Source organism: Pseudoalteromonas sp. BSi20311 (assembly GCF_000239875.1).
In the GTDB taxonomy this organism is placed as follows: domain Bacteria; phylum Pseudomonadota; class Gammaproteobacteria; order Enterobacterales; family Alteromonadaceae; genus Pseudoalteromonas.
In genome coordinates this window covers 1-18,046 of the sequence record NZ_BADU01000142.1, presented here as the reverse complement: position 1 = coordinate 18,046, position 18,046 = coordinate 1, and the positions used below count along the sequence as shown (strand labels likewise).

19 protein-coding genes and 1 pseudogene are annotated in these 18,046 nt (G+C 40.7%); 14 read left to right on the top strand and 6 right to left on the bottom strand.

From position 1 onward, the window contains the following. Window positions 1-6: 6 nt before the first annotated feature. Window positions 7-573, bottom strand: coding sequence for an NADPH-dependent FMN reductase (locus P20311_RS14435; protein ID WP_008114185.1), 567 nt, complete (start codon window positions 571-573; stop codon window positions 7-9). A gap of 117 nt (window positions 574-690) precedes the next feature. Between P20311_RS14435 and P20311_RS14430 the strand changes: the two genes are divergently transcribed. Then, on the top strand, window positions 691-1,587 hold the full coding sequence (locus P20311_RS14430) for a LysR family transcriptional regulator (RefSeq protein WP_008114183.1): 897 nt from the start codon (window positions 691-693) through the stop codon (window positions 1,585-1,587). A gap of 3 nt (window positions 1,588-1,590) precedes the next feature. On the opposite strand, the gene norR is transcribed toward P20311_RS14430, so the two are convergent. Then, window positions 1,591-3,156 carry a nitric oxide reductase transcriptional regulator NorR gene (gene norR / locus P20311_RS14425; RefSeq protein WP_036985245.1) on the bottom strand — a complete coding sequence of 522 codons (1,566 nt, stop codon included), beginning with the start codon at window positions 3,154-3,156 and terminating at the stop codon, window positions 1,591-1,593. A 428-nt stretch (window positions 3,157-3,584) separates the two neighbouring features. Between norR and P20311_RS14415 the strand changes: the two genes are divergently transcribed. Both P20311_RS14415 and hmpA read left to right on the top strand, forming a co-directional pair. Continuing rightward, window positions 3,585-4,817, top strand: a complete 1,233-nt coding sequence (locus tag P20311_RS14415; RefSeq protein WP_008114178.1) for an NnrS family protein — start codon at window positions 3,585-3,587, stop codon at window positions 4,815-4,817. Between the two features lie 20 nt (window positions 4,818-4,837). Next, window positions 4,838-6,019, top strand: a complete 1,182-nt coding sequence (gene hmpA / locus P20311_RS14410) for an NO-inducible flavohemoprotein (protein WP_008114177.1) — start codon at window positions 4,838-4,840, stop codon at window positions 6,017-6,019. Between the two features lie 8 nt (window positions 6,020-6,027). On the opposite strand, the gene P20311_RS14405 is transcribed toward hmpA, so the two are convergent. Beyond that, entirely contained in the window at window positions 6,028-6,681 is a 654-nt protein-coding gene (locus P20311_RS14405; protein WP_008114175.1) for an endonuclease, read from the bottom strand. A 91-nt stretch (window positions 6,682-6,772) separates the two neighbouring features. Then, window positions 6,773-7,483 carry a hypothetical protein gene (locus P20311_RS14400; protein WP_008114173.1) on the bottom strand — a complete coding sequence of 237 codons (711 nt, stop codon included), beginning with the start codon at window positions 7,481-7,483 and terminating at the stop codon, window positions 6,773-6,775. Window positions 7,484-7,681: 198 nt separating this feature from the next. Between P20311_RS14400 and P20311_RS14395 the strand changes: the two genes are divergently transcribed. Continuing rightward, window positions 7,682-8,062, top strand: coding sequence for a hypothetical protein (locus P20311_RS14395; protein ID WP_008114170.1), 381 nt, complete (start codon window positions 7,682-7,684; stop codon window positions 8,060-8,062). A gap of 1 nt (window position 8,063) precedes the next feature. Here the strand turns inward: P20311_RS14395 and P20311_RS14390 are convergent, their stop codons facing one another. Further along, window positions 8,064-8,507 (bottom strand): PaaI family thioesterase, encoded by a 444-nt coding sequence (locus P20311_RS14390; protein WP_008114168.1) that lies wholly within the window; start codon window positions 8,505-8,507, stop codon window positions 8,064-8,066. A 188-nt stretch (window positions 8,508-8,695) separates the two neighbouring features. Here P20311_RS14390 and lexA point away from each other — a divergent pair, with 188 nt between their 5' ends. From lexA to P20311_RS14365, 5 genes are all read left to right on the top strand, one after another. Continuing rightward, window positions 8,696-9,313 (top strand): transcriptional repressor LexA, encoded by a 618-nt coding sequence (lexA, locus tag P20311_RS14385; protein WP_008114166.1) that lies wholly within the window; start codon window positions 8,696-8,698, stop codon window positions 9,311-9,313. A gap of 474 nt (window positions 9,314-9,787) precedes the next feature. After that, entirely contained in the window at window positions 9,788-10,930 is a 1,143-nt protein-coding gene (gene coxB / locus P20311_RS14380) for a cytochrome c oxidase subunit II (RefSeq protein WP_008114161.1), read from the top strand. Continuing rightward, a complete protein-coding gene (ctaD, locus tag P20311_RS14375) occupies window positions 10,930-12,522 on the top strand; it encodes a cytochrome c oxidase subunit I (RefSeq protein ID WP_008114160.1) in 1,593 nt (530 codons plus the stop codon). The genes coxB and ctaD overlap by 1 nt, the downstream gene beginning before the upstream one ends. Continuing rightward, window positions 12,522-13,052 (top strand): cytochrome c oxidase assembly protein, encoded by a 531-nt coding sequence (locus tag P20311_RS14370; RefSeq protein ID WP_008114159.1) that lies wholly within the window; start codon window positions 12,522-12,524, stop codon window positions 13,050-13,052. Before ctaD ends, P20311_RS14370 begins: the two co-directional genes overlap by 1 nt. A gap of 35 nt (window positions 13,053-13,087) precedes the next feature. Then, entirely contained in the window at window positions 13,088-13,963 is an 876-nt protein-coding gene (locus P20311_RS14365; RefSeq protein ID WP_008114158.1) for a cytochrome c oxidase subunit 3, read from the top strand. Here P20311_RS14365 and P20311_RS18755 read toward each other — a convergent pair. Beyond that, window positions 13,863-14,174, bottom strand: a complete 312-nt coding sequence (locus P20311_RS18755; protein WP_083830245.1) for a DUF2909 domain-containing protein — start codon at window positions 14,172-14,174, stop codon at window positions 13,863-13,865. The two genes, P20311_RS14365 and P20311_RS18755, sit on opposite strands and share 101 nt — an antisense overlap. A gap of 13 nt (window positions 14,175-14,187) precedes the next feature. On the opposite strand from P20311_RS18755, the gene P20311_RS14360 reads away from it, so the two are divergent. From P20311_RS14360 to P20311_RS14340, 5 genes and pseudogenes are all read left to right on the top strand, one after another. Further along, window positions 14,188-14,928, top strand: coding sequence for an SURF1 family protein (locus P20311_RS14360; protein WP_008465598.1), 741 nt, complete (start codon window positions 14,188-14,190; stop codon window positions 14,926-14,928). Continuing rightward, window positions 14,918-15,412 (top strand): hypothetical protein, encoded by a 495-nt coding sequence (locus tag P20311_RS14355; protein WP_008114156.1) that lies wholly within the window; start codon window positions 14,918-14,920, stop codon window positions 15,410-15,412. The genes P20311_RS14360 and P20311_RS14355 overlap by 11 nt, the downstream gene beginning before the upstream one ends. A gap of 12 nt (window positions 15,413-15,424) precedes the next feature. Beyond that, window positions 15,425-16,415: pseudogene (locus tag P20311_RS14350) on the top strand (heme A synthase). A 12-nt stretch (window positions 16,416-16,427) separates the two neighbouring features. Beyond that, window positions 16,428-17,357: a heme o synthase gene (cyoE, locus tag P20311_RS14345; RefSeq protein WP_008114153.1), complete on the top strand. Its 930-nt coding sequence runs from the start codon at window positions 16,428-16,430 to the stop codon at window positions 17,355-17,357. Continuing rightward, window positions 17,354-17,971: an SCO family protein gene (locus P20311_RS14340; RefSeq protein WP_008114152.1), complete on the top strand. Its 618-nt coding sequence runs from the start codon at window positions 17,354-17,356 to the stop codon at window positions 17,969-17,971. Before cyoE ends, P20311_RS14340 begins: the two co-directional genes overlap by 4 nt. The last annotated feature ends 75 nt before the right edge of the window (window positions 17,972-18,046 follow it).

The following is an 18,046-nucleotide window of genomic DNA, read 5'->3' as shown; positions in this document are numbered from 1 at the left end:
CACTGCTTATTTTAGCTTACTTGCTACGCTAACCAACTGCTGTGCAAGGCCGGCCACTTTTTCAGCGGTAGCGGGGTCGTTAATACGGCCGTTTTCGTCTAATAAAGTATGAATAGCCGGTACTGCCAGTTGGTTAGCTAATACTAAGCTGCCAATGCCTGATAAAATATCACGCACATGATTTAAACCACGTAAGCCGCCAAGCCCACCTGGTGACGCTGCATATAACGCGGTTACCTTATTTGCAAATGCTGGCTCTGCGCCTTGTTCGGTTCGCGATGCCCAATCAATGGCATTTTTTAACACCGCAGTAATAGAGCCATTATATTCTGGGCTAGCCAATAAAATACCATCGGCTGTGCGTAGTTTGTCTTTTAATTGTTGTACGCCGGCAGGTGTGCCTTGTGCCTCGAGATCTTCATCAAACATAGGTATGGCTAAGTCTGCTAGTTTAATCACTTCCACTTCAGCGCCACTTTCTAGTGCAAAACGTGCAGCTTCATTAATAAGTTTTTGATGGAAGCTGTCTTTACGTAAGCTACCTGCTAGGGCAATAATTTTTGGTTTAGTCATGAGTTGATCCTGATGCTGATTATCTATAGGTATGACTTTAACAAATAATTACTTGCAGAAAAGCCAAATAAACGCAAAACTTATGTGCATATATGCACAGCTTGAAGAGTGGTTACCATGGCAATTCAATTTGATGATTGGCAAGATCTTAAGGTTGCTTTTGAGGTTGCGCGGTTAGGTACTTTAACTGCAGCAGCCGAAGTGCTAGATGTGCATCATAGCACGGTGCTCAGACGAATTAATAACTTAGAAAAAAGCTTAAATGCGCGATTATTCCACCGCCATGCTCGTGGCTACAAAGTCACAGAGATTGGCGCTAAGTTATTTACCACAGCACAAGCAATTAACGGTGAGCTAGAGCGTTTACACAGTGATATAATTGCAGCAGATAGTACCTTACAAGGTAGTTTGTTACTCACCACTGTGAGTGGTTTTATAGATGTATTAAGTGAGGTATGCGAGCAGTTTCAAACCTTGCATCCGCAAGTGCAATTACAAGTGATTATGGATCAAAAGCGTTTGCGCTTAGACCATGGCCAAGCACATATCGCTGTAAGAGCAGGCCCTAGACCGGATGAAGGTGATTATATTGCGCAGCACTTGGCGGCACTCTCGTCAGGATTTTATGCCTCAAAACATTACATTAGTCGTTATGGCTTGCCACAAACGTTAGCACAACTCTCGGTGCATAATTTTGTATCGGGTGTGGCTGGGTATAATGGCAAGGTGCCTTATTTTTCGTGGGTTGATGAAAATATTCCCTCGTCGCAAGTTAAACTTAGAGTATCAGAAACCTCAGAGGCTACTCGCGCCATCGTTAAGGGGCTAGGGATTGGCGGATTACAACATGATGTCGCAGCGCAATACCCTGATTTAGTCCCTGTATTACCTAACGAACTAAGTTGGCCTACTGACTTATGGTTAGTGACGCATCATTTAGTGCATCGTACTGCGAAAGTGCAAGCGTTTAGTCAGTTATTAAAAACTTATTTTAAGCAGCGTAAATTAAGTTAAGTATTAGATTGATTTTTTAACTGAAATACCTAAGCGCTTGGCTAGCCGCGTTAAGTTAGCGCGGTCGACCTGCAAACTACGGGCTGTGCTTGCCCAGTTATAATTATGCTGTTGAAGTTGCTGTATAATAAGTTGCTGAGTGTAAGTATCGGTGGCTTGCTTTAACGAAATGTTGTTTGCCAAAGGTGTGGTTGCAAGCTGGTTTGAGTGTTCAAGTGCAAAAGTATTAATAGCGCTTAAATTTAGCTCACAATGCTCTGGCTCAATAGTAATAATTGGTTGTTGCCATTGATACTGTTTAGCTTTTAATGCGGCGCGATTAATAACATGTTCCAGCTCTCTTACATTGCCAGGCCAGTCATATTTTTTAAGCAGTAATTGCGTTTCAATGCTGAGTTTTAACTGTTTAATGGCAAGCTTTCGAGCTGTTTTTTCCAAAAAATAACCGGCTAATAAAATAACATCTTCATCACGGGCTTTTAACGGCGCCACACTCAGCGGGTACACACTTAGGCGGTGGTATAAGTCGGCGCGAAATCGTCCCTGTTCAACTTCGTGTTTTAAGTCACGGTTAGTGGCTGCAATCACTCGAACATCAACATATTTAAGTTCATCTTCACCAACGGTTTGTACTTCGCCACTTTGCAGTACCCGTAGTAATTTACTTTGCATTGCCAGTGGTAGCTCGCCTATTTCATCCAAAAATAAGGTACCGCCATCGGCTAATTGAAACTTACCTTGGCGAGCATTTTGCGCACCCGTAAAGGCGCCTTTTGCATGGCCAAAAAATTCACTTTCGGCGAGGTTTTCAGGCAGAGACGCACAGTTTAAATGAATTAATGGCTGAGCTTTACGTGCTGAATGCAAGTGAATATTACGCGCCACCAATTCTTTGCCAACCCCAGTATCACCTAAAATAAGGACACTAAAGTTTGATGCCGCAACTAGTTTTATCTCATTTTTAAGCGTTTGTATTACTGGGCTTTGGCCAATAATTTCACCACCATCACGTTTAAGTGCCTCACGGTTTAACGCTTGTACTAATTCACTTGAGTGCTGCGCATGTTGTTTGTAATGGGCAAGCTCTAGGGCGGTTTTAAAGTGCGCACTGCACAAGGTTTGTAAGGTGTTGAGTGTATCAGCGGTAATGCCGTCAAACGCATCAGCGTTTAGGCTATCAAAGGTCAGAATACCAAGCAGCGAATCTTTATCGTAAAGCGGTAAACCTAAGCAGGCATGCACTGGAATATCACCGGTTTTAGCTAGTAGTAAGCCGTCATATGGGTCTGGAAGCGGGCAGTCATGTGCAAATTGCAGTGCCAAGCGGTGATTACAAATAGCATCAAGACGAGGATGCTCTGCAATATTAAAACGCCTGCCTAAGCTATCAGGCATTAAACCTTTAATCGCTAAAGGCTTTAATTGCTCGCCTTGGCGAATTAACAAGGCGCTAGCATCACTTGGAATAACACGTTCAACCGTGGCTAAAAGTTGCTCGAAACTGTGCGCATGTAAGGTGCTTTGTGCAAGCTCCAAGGCAACTTGAGTCAGGTTGAGTTGTTGGTTCATGTCAAAATGACCTATTAGTGTATTTTGTTGGCCTTTATAGTAGGTCATAAAGACTCTTTTTGTAAAGTGAAATTAAATAATGCATTGAATTTAAAGTGTTTAATTAATTGGTATGGTCTGTGTAATGACAAAATAACGAAAGCAGTTATTGGGGTTGTTATGGGCAGTACTTTCTTAGAGCAGGTTAATTATTCAGTGGAGTCTAATTCTCTGTATTACCGTTTGCTATCTCATGCAAATAAGGTGCTATGTATTAGCGTATTTGGGGTGTTGATTACGCTGTTAATAAGTTATCCCTATGCAGGCTATTTTTCGATACCGGTACAAATTTTTGCACACATTAGCACGATTGTCCTCGCGGCTATTGTCAAAGTGAGTTACGTACTGCGCTGTGTGGCGCAGCATGGGCTGGGGCAGGAGGTGCGCTAATGAAGCCCATAAACTTAGCCGAACCTATGCCAGCGCAGGTCGCATTTCATCAGGTATCACAATGGTCATTATGGATGTTGGCATTTAGACCCTTTTTTTTAGCTGGTGGATCACTAGCGTGTTTGTCTGTGGGTTATTGGTTACTTATTTTAAGTGGCGATGCACAGTGGTATTTAGTTATGCCTGCTAATTTGTGGCATGCACATGAAATGTTATTTGGTTTTGCGGGCGTGGTTGTGGCTGGCTTTTTACTTACTGCAGCACAAACATGGACCGGTGTTGCAAGTATTAACGGTAAACCATTGATGTGGCTTAGCCTAGTATGGCTTAGTGCACGGCTTAGTTTTTTTGTAGTTGTGCCTAGCATTGCTCAGTTTAATGTTTATGCGGTACTGATTTTACAAGTTGTTTGGTGGCTCTCGGTAATCATAGTGTTAGCCAGCATGTTGATAAAAGCGAGCAGTAAACGCAATTACTTGTTTTTATTTATTCTTTCATTTTTATGTACGCTCAATATGTTGTATTTAATACTAGTGCTAAAAAATCAAACGCAGCTAGCGCTTGCAATGGTTGATACCGCAGTACTGGTTATAAGCTTGTTGGTGGGGGTTGTAGCTGGGCGTGTATTACCCTTTTTTACTGCCAAAGGGCTGGGCTTATCTAAGCAGGTACGCACACCAAACATAGATAAAGCTATTTTATACTTATCGGTATTGGCGATAGCATTATTTTTTATTAGCAAATTATTTTTTACTGTAATTAACCCGGCACTAGCTGTGATGAGTGCAGCGTTTTTGCATTTAGTTCGCGGTGTTTGCTGGTGGAACAAGCAAGTCCTAAAAGTCCCATTATTATGGTCGTTACACTTTGCGTATTTAGCCTTAGGTATAGGTTTAATGTTAGTGGCAATCAGTTTTTATAGCAGTGCAATACTGTTTAAAGACGCTCTGCATTTTATCACTATTGGTGGTATCGGCATGATGATTTTAGCCATGATGACACGGGTATCACTAGGACATACCGGTCGCTCACTTACTATTCCGCGTTTTATGAACCTTGCGTTTGCATTGGTGTTTAGTGCTGCAATTATTCGTGCTTTTCTCCCGCCTTTTATTGGGCCACACCTAGCTTGGCAGCTTAGCGCTGTGCTTTGGTTACTGGCTTTTTTATTATTTTTAATTCACTGCACACCTATATTAACGCGGCGTCGTGTTGATGGGCGTCGTGGTTAGTTCACCCATAGGAAACCAAAATGTTATCTGAAAAAACTATTAAGATTGTAAAAAGTACAGTTCCATTGCTTGCAGAAGCGGGCACAGTCGTCACCGATCATTTTTATAAGCGCATGTTTAGCCATAACCCGGAACTTAAACATATTTTTAATATGACTAATCAAGAAACGGGTCGTCAGCAATTTGCATTATTTAATGCCTTGGCTGCATATGCGCAAAATATTGATAATTTAGCCGTGTTAAAAGAGGCATTAGCAAGAATTAACCATAAGCATACCAGCTTGAATATTTTACCCGAGCATTACCCTATTGTAGGGGCGCATTTGATCGGCACACTTAAAGAGCTTATTCCTGATCAGTTTACAGCTGATGTTGAATACGCATGGCGAGAAGCTTATAACCTATTGGCTGATATTTGTATTACCGAAGAAGCAGCGTTGTATGCACACAGTAAAAATAATCAGGGTGGCTGGGTAGGTACACGGAAGTTTGAAATTACTCATAAACATGTTGAGTCTGAATTTGTAACCAGCTTTATCCTCACACCTGTAGACGGTAAAGCTGTTATTTCCCACAAGCCAGGACAATATCTTGGCATTAAAGTTAAGCCTGAGGGGGCAGAATATGAAGAGATCCGCCAGTATTCTATTTCGCAAAAGAGCAATGCTAAAAACTATCGTATTAGCGTTAAAAAAGAGTGCCAACCACAGCCTGGCGTGGTGTCTAACTATTTACACTCACTAGAGCAGGGCGCACGAGTAGAGCTATACCCACCAGCAGGTGATTTCTTTTTGAAAGATGCAACAAGCCCCGTTGTGCTTATTTCTGCAGGTGTTGGCCAAACCCCAATGATGGCTATGCTGCAAACGCTATTGAGCGACAATACTAATCAAGCGATTAGTTACTTACACGCGTGTGAAAATAGCCTTGAGTATTCATTTAAAGACTACCTAGCTCAGCAAACGGCTATGTATCCACAACTAAAAACCTTAACCTGGTTTAATCAAGGTGGTGGGGGATGTGATTACACAGGGCTTATGGATTTATCTGTGCTTGAGGCATCACTGCCTATTAGTGAGGGTGTATTTTATTTGTGTGGACCAGCTTCGTTCATGGCTTATGTAAAAGGCCAACTACTTGACTTAGGTGTACAGAGCTCGAATATTCATTACGAAATATTTGGACCACACCAAGCATTATAAACATAAGTTTACAGCTTTTTACTGTCGGTGTTTGCGGCATAAGCTTGTTGTTGCCACGCATTAAACAGCTTTTGTTGTTTATTTGATATTTTTAAACCATAAGTTTTTTGCATGTAAGCGTATGCATCGGCAATACGTTTACGTGCATAAACCGGCGGTTCAATAACGCGTTGTTTAAAATTAACCTTAACCTCACAGCGACCATATTGATTAGTATTTTGGGCTAACATGCCAAAGCGATAGTTTGAACGATCAGCGTTAATTTCACCGATTGCGGGAGCTAAATTGTTAATATCAGCTTCCATCATGCGAAACTTTGCACTTACTTTACGGCAATTTTTGCGTCCACCATTTTGCCAGCATTGTAACTGATGACCAAACTCCCAAGCGGGTACAATATGTTCCCATTCTATTCGTAGAGCGCGTTGATTCACGTTACCTGAGCGGGTAAATGTGTTGCGTGGCACATAACCACAATGGGTTGCATCGGGTACTAACTTTTTGCCTTTACGTTTTATGTCGCAACCACAATAGATACTTTTTGCATCCGTTGGTAAGGTTTTAATTAAGTGTTTTTTAGCACTGGAAAAACGAGTAAATTGCTCAGCATTTAGATTAAAGCTGACAACGCAAAGCAATAACGCAAAAATAAAATGCGGCATATCCTATCACTTTAGTGAACTACAGGAGCCGCGATTTTAGAGTGAATAACCTAAATGGTAAATCAGTTTTAAACCGAATCCACTTAAAAACTCAGGATAGCTGACGTTTTCTTGTTCTGAATCGGATGTTTTGCAGTAATAAAATAAAACCAGTAAAGCTAAAAAACACACTGCTGGCAGCAAAACTAATAAGTAACGGGTTGTTAAAATCCTCGCGCTCATCGTAATCCATAATATGTAGCATCCAAAAGAAGTCAAACACTCGCCAAATATTACTGCGAACTGTAATGAACTCGCCGTTATCAGCATTAAAATATAAGCTGGTGCTAAGCATATCGTTAAAATTAACCTGCCAAATATTTTCTTTAAACCCGGCTTCTCTAAAACTGGTTGCCAGCTTTTTTGTGCTTATAACGTTTGCTTTAATTAAAAGGTGAGCCTGGGCATTAGCGATGATTTGTGCCTTGCTTGGTGGTGGGAGTGGGTTGCCGGTTACACCATTAAAACTATAGATTTTACTTGCTGTAGTTACCGTAATTACTGGGGTATTTAAAAAGTGACTATAATTAATTTGTTGGGGTTGTGGTGTATTTGCAATAATTTTATCAAGTGAGGCTGTGTAATCGGCTTGGCTGAAAGGGTTTTCTAGTTGGCGGTTTGCAAGGTGTTTACCGTGTACTTTTTCAAGTGGCATGGCGCTCATAAATAAACCGCCAAGCAGCCATGCAAAAATTTGTATTACTAAAAAGTAGCCTAGCCATTTATGCAGCTTACGGGCTGTTTTAAAAATGCGTTTGTTCATTCGCTTACTCATTATTATTATTTTTTGTGCAAGGCACCTAATGGAGCTAGCTGCCATTAGGTTAATAGCTGTATTAACCGTTACTTTAATACTTGCAGCTTAATAAAGGAATTAAATAAATTATAAGCTGTTGATTTGGTATAAATGCAAAATTAGGTTAAAGTTTGCGGTGAAATTTAAGTGGGGTAACACAACTGTATGTCGGAAATTCAATTTTTAAATGTAGATCTAGAGCTTGAGTCAAAGCAAGATATTAGCGTATTAGTTGCTGATTTAAAAAAGGTCGCAACCATTTTACATTATGATAAAGACGAATACCGCCAACTGGCACGCATCGAAGTAGCTGGTGAAATAACCACACCCGATAAAGCAATTAATCATTTGTGTGAGTTAATCGAGTCGTGTTCACGCAATGCATTAAAGCAATGGTTAAGCTGTTCTCGCAGAACGTTTGATATGGGGTTTGAGTCGGGTACGTCGCCAAAATGTTTCAATCAGGCCTTGCATGCAGATACCTTGTTACGCATATCTGCAATTGGCGCAGGCATAGAAGTTACTATTTACCCTCTGGAAAAGTAATTTAACCTTTTCGCTCGACTACGGCTGCGGTCATTCTTGATACGCAGCAAAGCTCATTGCGGCTATTGGTTATTTTAATATCCCAAACCGAGCTGCGTTTACCTATATGATAAGCCCTTGCGGTAGCGGTTAATGTGCCGTTGCGTGACGCTTTTAAGTGGCTTGCGCTGATCTCTTGCCCAACACAATAAAATCGACTGAAATCAACCACAAAGTTAGCGGCATAACTTGCTACTGTTTCAGCAAGCACGACATTGGCACCACCATGCACTATACCCATTGGATTATGGTGCTCAGGTATGGCTGGCATAGTGGCGACTAAGTAGTCATCACCAATTTCACTGATTTCAATTCCCATGGTCTTCATGAGCGTGCCTTGGCCAGTGATCCCTTGATCTAATTGCTTACAAAACTCTAATGTAATTGGTTGGTGCCAAATACTCATGCTAGCTCCTTGGATAAGTAATTGAGAATTAATATGATAATGCGCTGCTAATAATTACATTTATTATTGCGGTTTTAAAGCATCTTATTGTTTAGCCATCATGACTTATAAGGTATTAATTTATATTTGCGATTTTTAAATAACTGTATATACTCACAGTTAATTGTACTGTATGGAAAACCAGTTGTATGCGACCATTAACAAAACGCCAAGCGCAAATACTCGAACTTATCAAAGTGTTTATTAAAGACACTGGTATGCCTCCTACACGTGCCGAAATTGCACAAACACTGGGTTTTAAAAGTGCAAATGCTGCAGAAGAACACTTAAAAGCACTGGCTAAAAAAGGTGTAATTAAAATGAAGCCGGGTGCGAGTCGCGGCATTCAGCTTGTTGAAGAAGAAGAGCCAGAGCAATTAGGCTTGCCTTTAATTGGTCGGGTTGCTGCGGGTGAGCCAATATTGGCGCAACAGCATGTTGAAAGCCACTGTAAAATTGACCCTTTAATGTTTAAACCTGCGGCCGATTTTTTACTGCGTGTTAACGGCATGAGTATGAAAGATATTGGTATTATGGATGGCGACTTACTCGCTGTACATAAAACTCAAGTGGCTGAAAATGGTCAGGTTATTGTTGCTCGAGTGGATGATGATGTTACGGTTAAACGCCTAGAAAAAGCCGGCAGAAAAGTATTACTGCATGCTGAAAATGACGAGTTTTCGGCCATTGAAGTCGACTTGGAAAATGAATCTTTCAATATTGAAGGCTTAGCGGTAGGTGTTATTCGTAACGCTGATTGGATGTGATAGTTAAGCATAACTTAGCGCTTAATATTAATTAGGCGCTGATTTTACTTGTATTATTTTTTATGGTGCTGCTTGTTAATCGCTTTTGTTATTGTAAATAACATCGCTAAATACTTATATATAAATAAATTTATCCTAATTATTTTTAAATCATAAAATTTTATATTTTTTCCGCTGTTATTCAAGCTACCCCTTACCACCCCTGACTCTTAGGTTAACTAACTCATTAGTGACTACTTTTTTGCTGCACTTTTTTAAGTAACCCCTTGTTTATTTTTCATACTCACCTTGCTTATTGTTTATTTTTTAACTAGTTATTAAAGAGCTGGAATAAAAATAACTCACAGCGTAGTCGTTTTGAGCACACACATTTAATAACTCCAGCACCCTTATAAAAAATAAAAATAACGAATGGGCGTTTAAGTAGTATGTCCCTTCGCTTTGCGTCAGCAATAGCATCAAAGGAGCCGTCACATGGGTAAGCTGAGTTCTTCCTTGTGGCTTATATTGTTAGTTTTTTCGCAAAATGTGCTTGCTAATAGCCAATATAATATGCGTAAAGGCGTAACTGATATAAGTAATAATGTATACCAACTACACATGACTATATTTTTAATATGTTGTGTGATTGGGGTGATCGTGTTTGCCATTATGTTTTGGGCACTCATTCATCATCGCAAATCTAAAGGGGCTGTCCCTGCCCAGTTTCATGAAAGCACCAAAGTAGAAATACTCTGGACTGCCATTCCTTTTGTCATCTTAATTGTTATGGCCATTCCTGCGACTAAAACCCTAATTGCCATGGAGGATGCCAGCAAAGCTGATATCACCATAAAAATTACTGGCTCACAATGGAAATGGCATTACGAATATATGGGGGAGGATGTTGAGTTTTATTCAATGTTAGCGACTCCTCAAAATGAAATAACTAATCTTGCCGATAAAAACCCGAACTATTTACTTGAAGTAGATAAGCCGCTGGTGCTACCGATTAATCAAAAAGTACGTTTTTTAATGACCTCAGATGATGTGATTCACTCATGGTGGGTACCTGATTTTGCTGTTAAAAAAGATGCAAATCCTGGGTTTATCAATGAAACATGGACCAATATTAATGAAGTAGGTACTTACCGCGGGCAGTGTGCAGAGCTGTGTGGTAAAGATCATGGCTTTATGCCTGTTGTGGTAGAAGCAAAAACAGAAGAAGACTTCAAATCGTGGTTGGCAGAAGCTAAACAAGCTAAACAAAAAGCGGCCGCCGAAAGTGCGGCGCTACTTGACCAAGTAGTACCAAAAGAAGAGTTAATGGCACTGGGTGAGCAAGTTTATATGGCGAGCTGTGCTGCGTGTCACCAGCCTACAGGTTTAGGCCTGCCAGGGGTTTTTCCTGCACTTAAAGGCAGTCCAATAGTGGTAGGTGATATTAAAGGTCACATCGATATTTTACTTTATGGTAAGCCTGGTACAGCGATGCAGTCTTTTGCCAAGCAATTATCTATTAAGCAGATAGCAGCCGTTATTACTTATAAACGCAACGCATGGGGTAATGACACCGGAGAGGTAATTCAACCAAGCGAAATACAAGCGGCACTGGATGCTGGTGGGGAGGCTAAATAATGAGTAGCATTGCAGAACAACCTAATACCAATGAGGCTCATCATGCCCATCAACCCGCTACTGGCTTTAAACGCTGGTTATTTACAACCAACCATAAAGACATAGGCAGCTTATATTTAATTTTTTCACTCACCATGTTTTTAATTGGTGGAGCAATGGCCATGGTGATCCGTGCAGAGCTATTTCAGCCGGGTTTACAGTTGGTCGATCCTCACTTTTTTAACCAAATGACCACAGTGCATGGACTGATCATGGTATTTGGTGCCGTAATGCCTGCATTTACTGGATTGGCAAACTGGATGATCCCGCTAATGATTGGTGCGCCAGATATGGCATTACCGAGAATGAACAACTGGAGTTTTTGGATTTTACCGTTTGCGTTCTTAATCCTGCTAGCGTCACTGTTTATGCCTGGTGGCGGCCCTGCATTTGGTTGGACCTTTTACGCCCCGCTTTCCACCACTTATAGTAACGACAACACAGCAATGTTTGTGTTTGCGGTGCATATTATGGGTATTAGTTCGATTATGGGAGCCATTAATGTGGTGGTAACCATAGTGAATATGCGCGCCCCTGGAATGACGTGGATGAAGCTACCGTTATTTGTGTGGACATGGCTGATCACGGCTTTTTTACTTATTGCAGTAATGCCGGTACTTGCTGGTGCAGTTACTATGGTACTCACTGATAAATACTTCGCGACCAGCTTCTTTGACGCCGCTGGTGGTGGCGATCCGGTAATGTTCCAGCATATATTTTGGTTTTTTGGTCATCCTGAAGTTTATATTATGATTTTGCCTGCCTTTGGCATTATCTCTACGATTGTTCCTACTTTTTCACGTAAAAAACTATTTGGTTACGCCTCTATGGTGTACGCCACTTCCTCGATTGCCTTGTTGAGCTTTATCGTGTGGGCACATCATATGTTTACCACTGGTATGCCCGTGGCGGGTGAGTTGTTTTTTATGTACGCGACTATGTTGATATCGGTACCTACCGGCGTAAAAGTCTTTAACTGGGTAGCAACTATGTGGCGTGGCTCTATTAGCTTTGAAGTGCCCATGCTGTTTAGTATCGCATTTATTGTGCTGTTTACTTTAGGTGGTTTTTCGGGATTGATGCTGGCTATTACGCCTGCTGATTTTCAATACCACGATACTTACTTTGTGGTTGCACACTTTCATTATGTACTCGTAACGGGCGCGGTATTTTCTATTATGGCAGGGGCTTATTATTGGCTGCCAAAATGGACCGGAAATATGTTCAATATTACCTTGGCAAAATGGCATTTTTGGTTGTCTTTGGTAAGTGTAAATGTGCTGTTTTTCCCAATGCATTTTGTGGGATTAGCCGGTATGCCACGTCGAATTCCAGATTATGCACTGCAGTTTGCTGACTTTAACGCCATTATTAGTATAGGTGGGTTTGCCTTTGGTTTATCGCAATTACTGTTTGTTGTCGTTGTGTATAAATGTGCAAAAGGGGGCGATAAAGTGCCTGCAAAAGTTTGGGATGGAGCTGAAGGGCTTGAATGGGAAGTTGATTCACCAGCGCCTTACCATACGTTCTCAACGCCGCCGGATATTAAATAATGAGTCATCTACCGTTATTAAAAAAGCTGGTGGTTATTTGCATTGCAATGTTTGCTTTTGCATTTGCCATGGTGCCTTTATATGACGTGTTTTGCGATATAACGGGGCTTAATGGTAAGCCCTCGTTAGAGCAAGCACAGCAAAGTACCTTGATTACTGAGAATAGAGAAGTCAGCGTTAGTTTTACCACGCATGCCCAAAGTGGTGCGCCTTTTGAGGTTAAATCTAAAGAATACAGTGTAGATGTAAAACCAGGGGCCATGCGTGAGGTTATGTTTAGCGCTAAAAACAACAGTAATGAAGACAAAGTGATGCAGGCTATCCCCTCGGTAGCACCGGGTAAAGCAGCTAAATATTTACACAAAATAGCGTGTTTTTGCTTTGACCAGCAACCTTTGAAGGCTGGCGAGGAGTTAGAGTTTAAATTACTTTTTTATGTTGATACTGAGTTACCCAGTGATGTGGAGGAGTTAACTCTGTCTTATACCGTATTTGATATTAGCGAGAAGTTAGTAGCCAGTAATAACTAGCTTATAAAACTAGTGAAAAACTAGGAGCAAATGAAATGAATCAAAAATATGAACATTATTATGTACCTGATCAAAGCCCATGGCCAATAGTTGGCGCAGTGGCGCTATTTTTTATCGCGGTAGGGGCAGCCTTAACAGTTATGGATATGGGTAAAGAGGGAGGCAGCGGTATTTACATACTGTATGTGGGTATTGCCGTATTGCTTTATATGCTGTTTAGCTGGTTTAAAAATGTGATTGAAGAGTCGCATCAAGGTTTATATTCTGCCCAAATGGATCGTTCATTCAGGCAAGGTATGAGCTGGTTTATTTTTTCAGAAGTCATGTTTTTTATGGCCTTTTTTGGCGCCCTTTTTTATGCTCGCATGTTCTCTGTACCTTGGCTTGGAGGCGCCGATAACAACGCCATGACTAACGAAGTGTTATGGCCTACCTTTGAGGCTGTGTGGCCGTTGTTAAATACCCCTGGAGGCACCACGACGCAAGCAATCGGCTGGCAAGGGTTACCACTGATAAATACCCTTATTTTATTAGCCTCGTCAGTGACTCTGCATTTTGCTCATGTGGCGATGGAAAATAACAAGCGCACGCCACTTAAGGTGTTTTTAGGCGTAACTATTTTATTGGGAGTATGTTTTTTAGGACTCCAAGTAGAAGAATATATTTATGCTTATAACGACCTTAATTTAACCCTTGATGCAGGAATTTACGGTAATACCTTCTTTTTGTTAACCGGTTTTCACGGTATGCATGTCACCTTAGGTACCATTATTTTATTAATCGTTTTCCTACGGATTTTAAAAGGCCACTTTACAAAAAATAAGCACTTCGCGTTTCAAGCTGCGGCGTGGTACTGGCATTTTGTTGATGTTGTTTGGCTATGTTTGTTTGTTTTTGTATATGTACTGTAGTGGGCAAAGGTGATTGATTTGCCGTAATTAAACCTAGCTTTAGTGCGGCAATTACCATCAGTAATACCACAACAGAAAATAACACTCGACGCCCTAAAAAGTGAGACATGGGGCGTCCATTGGTTTTTCCCGACACCATAATAAATAAAGCACGAAATAAATTAAACAATATAAATAATAACAGTAGAACAATAATAATTTTAATAATCACTGGATTTACCCTTATGCAGTTAGTTGTATTTAACAAACAAAAGCTTAGCTCAATAATCACAGTTTGCCTGGTTGTTATTGTGGTATTAGTTTGCGTGCGTTTAGGGTTTTGGCAATTACAGCGCGCAGATCAAAAGCAACAGCAGCTTAATGCCATTGAAAATATACAACAGCAAGGGGTTATGAGCTGGGCACAGTTGCAACAACTGCCAAAAGAGTGGAATAAAACCGGGGTATTAGTTTCGTTGAGTGGTTATTTTGATACCAATAATTATTGGCTGCTCGATAACCAAATTTATAATGGTCAGGTTGGTTACGACTTACTGGCATTATTAAAATTACCTGATGATTCGCGCTTTTTATTAGTTAATTTAGGCTGGGTAAAAGCAGGCAGTTCAAGAGAAATCCTACCAAACGTGACAATACCTAGTGGTAAATTTTCGTTAACGGCACAAATTAAAGAAGATAACTTAAGTGGCTTTACCTTAGCTAATAGTAATACTCAATCAGATTTAGCTAAACGAATTCAAATCATTGATCTGCAAGCTCTCAGTAGCCAATCCCAGCGACCTTTAGTGGATTATATGGCCTATCGCCAAGGCGGTGAAGATGAGATTGCGGCCCCCCATTATGAAGCTGTTGTGATGAGTCCAGAAAAACATTATGCCTACTCAGTACAGTGGTTTTTAATTGCGATTGCCTGTGTGGTAGTTGCTATTTTTGCAAGCAAGAAGAGGATAGATAATGAAAAATAAACCCCTGTTGCTCTTTGTTGTATGCTGCGCTATCCCTTTAGTGCTGGCTTACAGCGCGTTAAAACTTGATTGGCTACCTACAGCAATTACTAATCATGGCGAATTTTTAGAGCGTGAAATTAAGCTAGACAATTGGCAGCAGCATAATCCAAAACAATGGACTATTGCTTTAAATTATTCAGCACAATGCGAAGAGCCTTGCTCGGAGCAGCTCGCTGCTTTAGATAATTTATATGTTGCCCTTGGCAAAAACCAACACAAAGTAGATATGGCAATAATGGGGAGACCCGAAGCAGCGAAGCCGCATTGGCATATGATTGCTGAACAACAACAATTAAAACCCGCGAGTTTATATTTAATCGACCATATGGGACTGATTGTGCTGGAATATCCATTTAACCCTCAACCACAAGAAAACCGTTTGATACAAAAGGGATTATTAAAAGATCTAAAAAAATTACTTAATTACTCTCGTTCAAGCTAAGTAGAGGCTGCTATGTATAAAAACTATAAAAATTTGGTATTAGCAACGAGTTTATTCGCATTAATTGTGGTAGCTCTAGGCGCATATACGCGGTTAAGTGACGCAGGGCTTGGTTGCCCCGATTGGCCTGGTTGTTATGGCTTTTTAACCGTACCAAAACATGAAGCCGAGATTGCGCATGCGATTCAAAGCTACCCCGATATGATATTTGAAACAGCAAAAGCATGGAAAGAAATGATTCATCGCTATTTTGCCGGCACGCTCGGAGTATTAATTTTAGTATTGTTTATTTTGGCTTTTGTAAAACGCCAGTATCCGACTACGCCCGTAAAATTACCGATGCTACTGCTTTTGCTTGTTATTTTTCAGGCCGCGCTTGGCATGTGGACGGTGACTATGAACCTGCAGCCGCTTATTGTGATGGGGCATTTACTCGGAGGGTTTAGTATTTTGGCGTTATTAACGTTGTTGTACTTACGGCTGACTAGCCAGCCAATTACGGGGGGGGGACGCAGGTGCAAAACCCCACTTTAAACTAAGCTTGGTGGCGCTCACGGTACTTATTTTACAAATAGCCTTAGGTGGCTGGTTAGCGGCTAATTATGCCGCGCCACATTGTAATGGTTTACCGCTATGTAGCTATGCTCAGCCGTTTTCGCTCAGTAGTGTTTTTCAGCTACCGTTAGAGCACAGCAATTATGAGTTTGGCGTGTTGTCACAACAAGCGCGTATGTCTATTCATTTACTGCATCGTATGTGGGCATTGGTCACTTGTATTGTGTTGGCACTCGTTATGTGGCGAATATACAGCCATGCCTATTCACAAAAAATTAAAAGCTGCACAGTGAGTGTATTGGTAGCGTTATTTTGCCAGATAGCGTTGGGGTTAGCTGTAGTATATTTTCACTTTCCGATCAGTGTTGCGCTGGCGCATAACTTAATGGCTGCCATACTGTTATTAACTATGGTTAGGTTATGTTATTACCTAAAAGTCCGTACCTAAAGGGGAATCGTTATGGCACTTACAATTAACAAAAAAGCAATGCAGCCCGTTTATAGCCCATCGTTATTGACTAAAAGTTATCATTTAATCCAAGATTATTTAGCAATCAGTAAATTTAAAGTGGTGGCTATGTTGGTATTAACGGCATGGGTGGGCTTGGCTCTCGCCCCTGACGTTGGTAGAGGCATTGGGGTTCAGTTCATAAGTTTATTAGGGATTGGTTTACTCTCTGCGGCAGCTGCCGTTATCAATCATGTGGTTGATAGTGAAATTGATAGTAAAATGGCACGTACACGCCACCGCCCAGTCGCCAAAGGGCGCTTAAGTAAATTACACGCATTGAGTTTTGCTGCTGTTATTGGCGTGGCAGGGTTTATTATGTTGATGTTATGGGCAAATACACTCACTGCCATACTTACATTATTTGCACTTGTTGGTTACGCATTTATTTATACGTCGTTTTTAAAACGCGCCACGCCACAAAATATAGTGATTGGTGGTTTGGCTGGCGCCATGCCACCTTTACTTGGTTGGGTGTCTGAAACCAATCAAATGGCAGCCGCTCCTTGGTTGTTGGTTATGATTATATTCACATGGACTCCTCCGCACTTCTGGGCGTTAGCAATCGCGCGTAAAAGTGATTACGAACGCGCTAAAATCCCCATGTTACCAGTGACCCATGGAATCGACTTTTGTAAAACCTGTGTGCTCGCGTACTCAGTACTATTAGCCATAGTGTGCGTACTCCCTTATTTGATAGGTATGTCGGGGCTTATTTATTTAAGCGGGGCATGTATCCTCAATGTGGTATTTATATACAAAGCAATTAACTTAAAATTTGCCGCCAAAGAAGACACCGCAATGGATTTATTTCGTTTTTCGATTGTTCATTTAATGATACTCTTTGTTATCTTATTTATAGATAAATGGCTAGTTATATGAAGCAGTTATGGTGTGGGTTAATTGTTTTTTCGGTGCTTTTTTTATCGGCATGTGATGATAAAAAAAGTTTACAAGATCTTGATGCATTAGTGTACGAAACTGCAAAACCGTTATCTGATTTCTCGCTGAATGATCAACAGGGGGAGTTAGTAACCAAAAAGCAGTTTTTAGATCAATGGAACTTAGTGTTTTTAGGCTACACAAGCTGCCCTGACATTTGTCCAATGACGCTTGCTAAGCTCAACAATGTCTATAAAAACTTACAAGCTGATTATCCACTGCAGGTGTGGTTTATATCTGTTGATCCTAAACGAGATATTGCTCAAAAGCGTAAAGAGTACATAGATTATTTTAACCCTAAATTTTTAGCTGTATCTGGGGAGCATAAAGACTTATTTCCATTTGTACGAGAGCTGGGATTAATTTATGCAATTAGTGATAGTGATGAATCTGACTATGCGGTGGATCATAGTGCATCGGTTGCACTTGTTGATGGTAGTGGCGCCCTGAGAGCTATTTTTAAGCCCGAATTTAAACAAGGAGATGTGCCTTTGGTGAATACTACAAAATTAACAGCGGAATTTATTGAAATAGCAGATTACTACAAAAACTAGTTTTTAATGGTTTAATAATTTTAAAGGGGCTTTGTGCCCCTTTTTACGTTTTTTAACAGCTATTTTTAATTAATT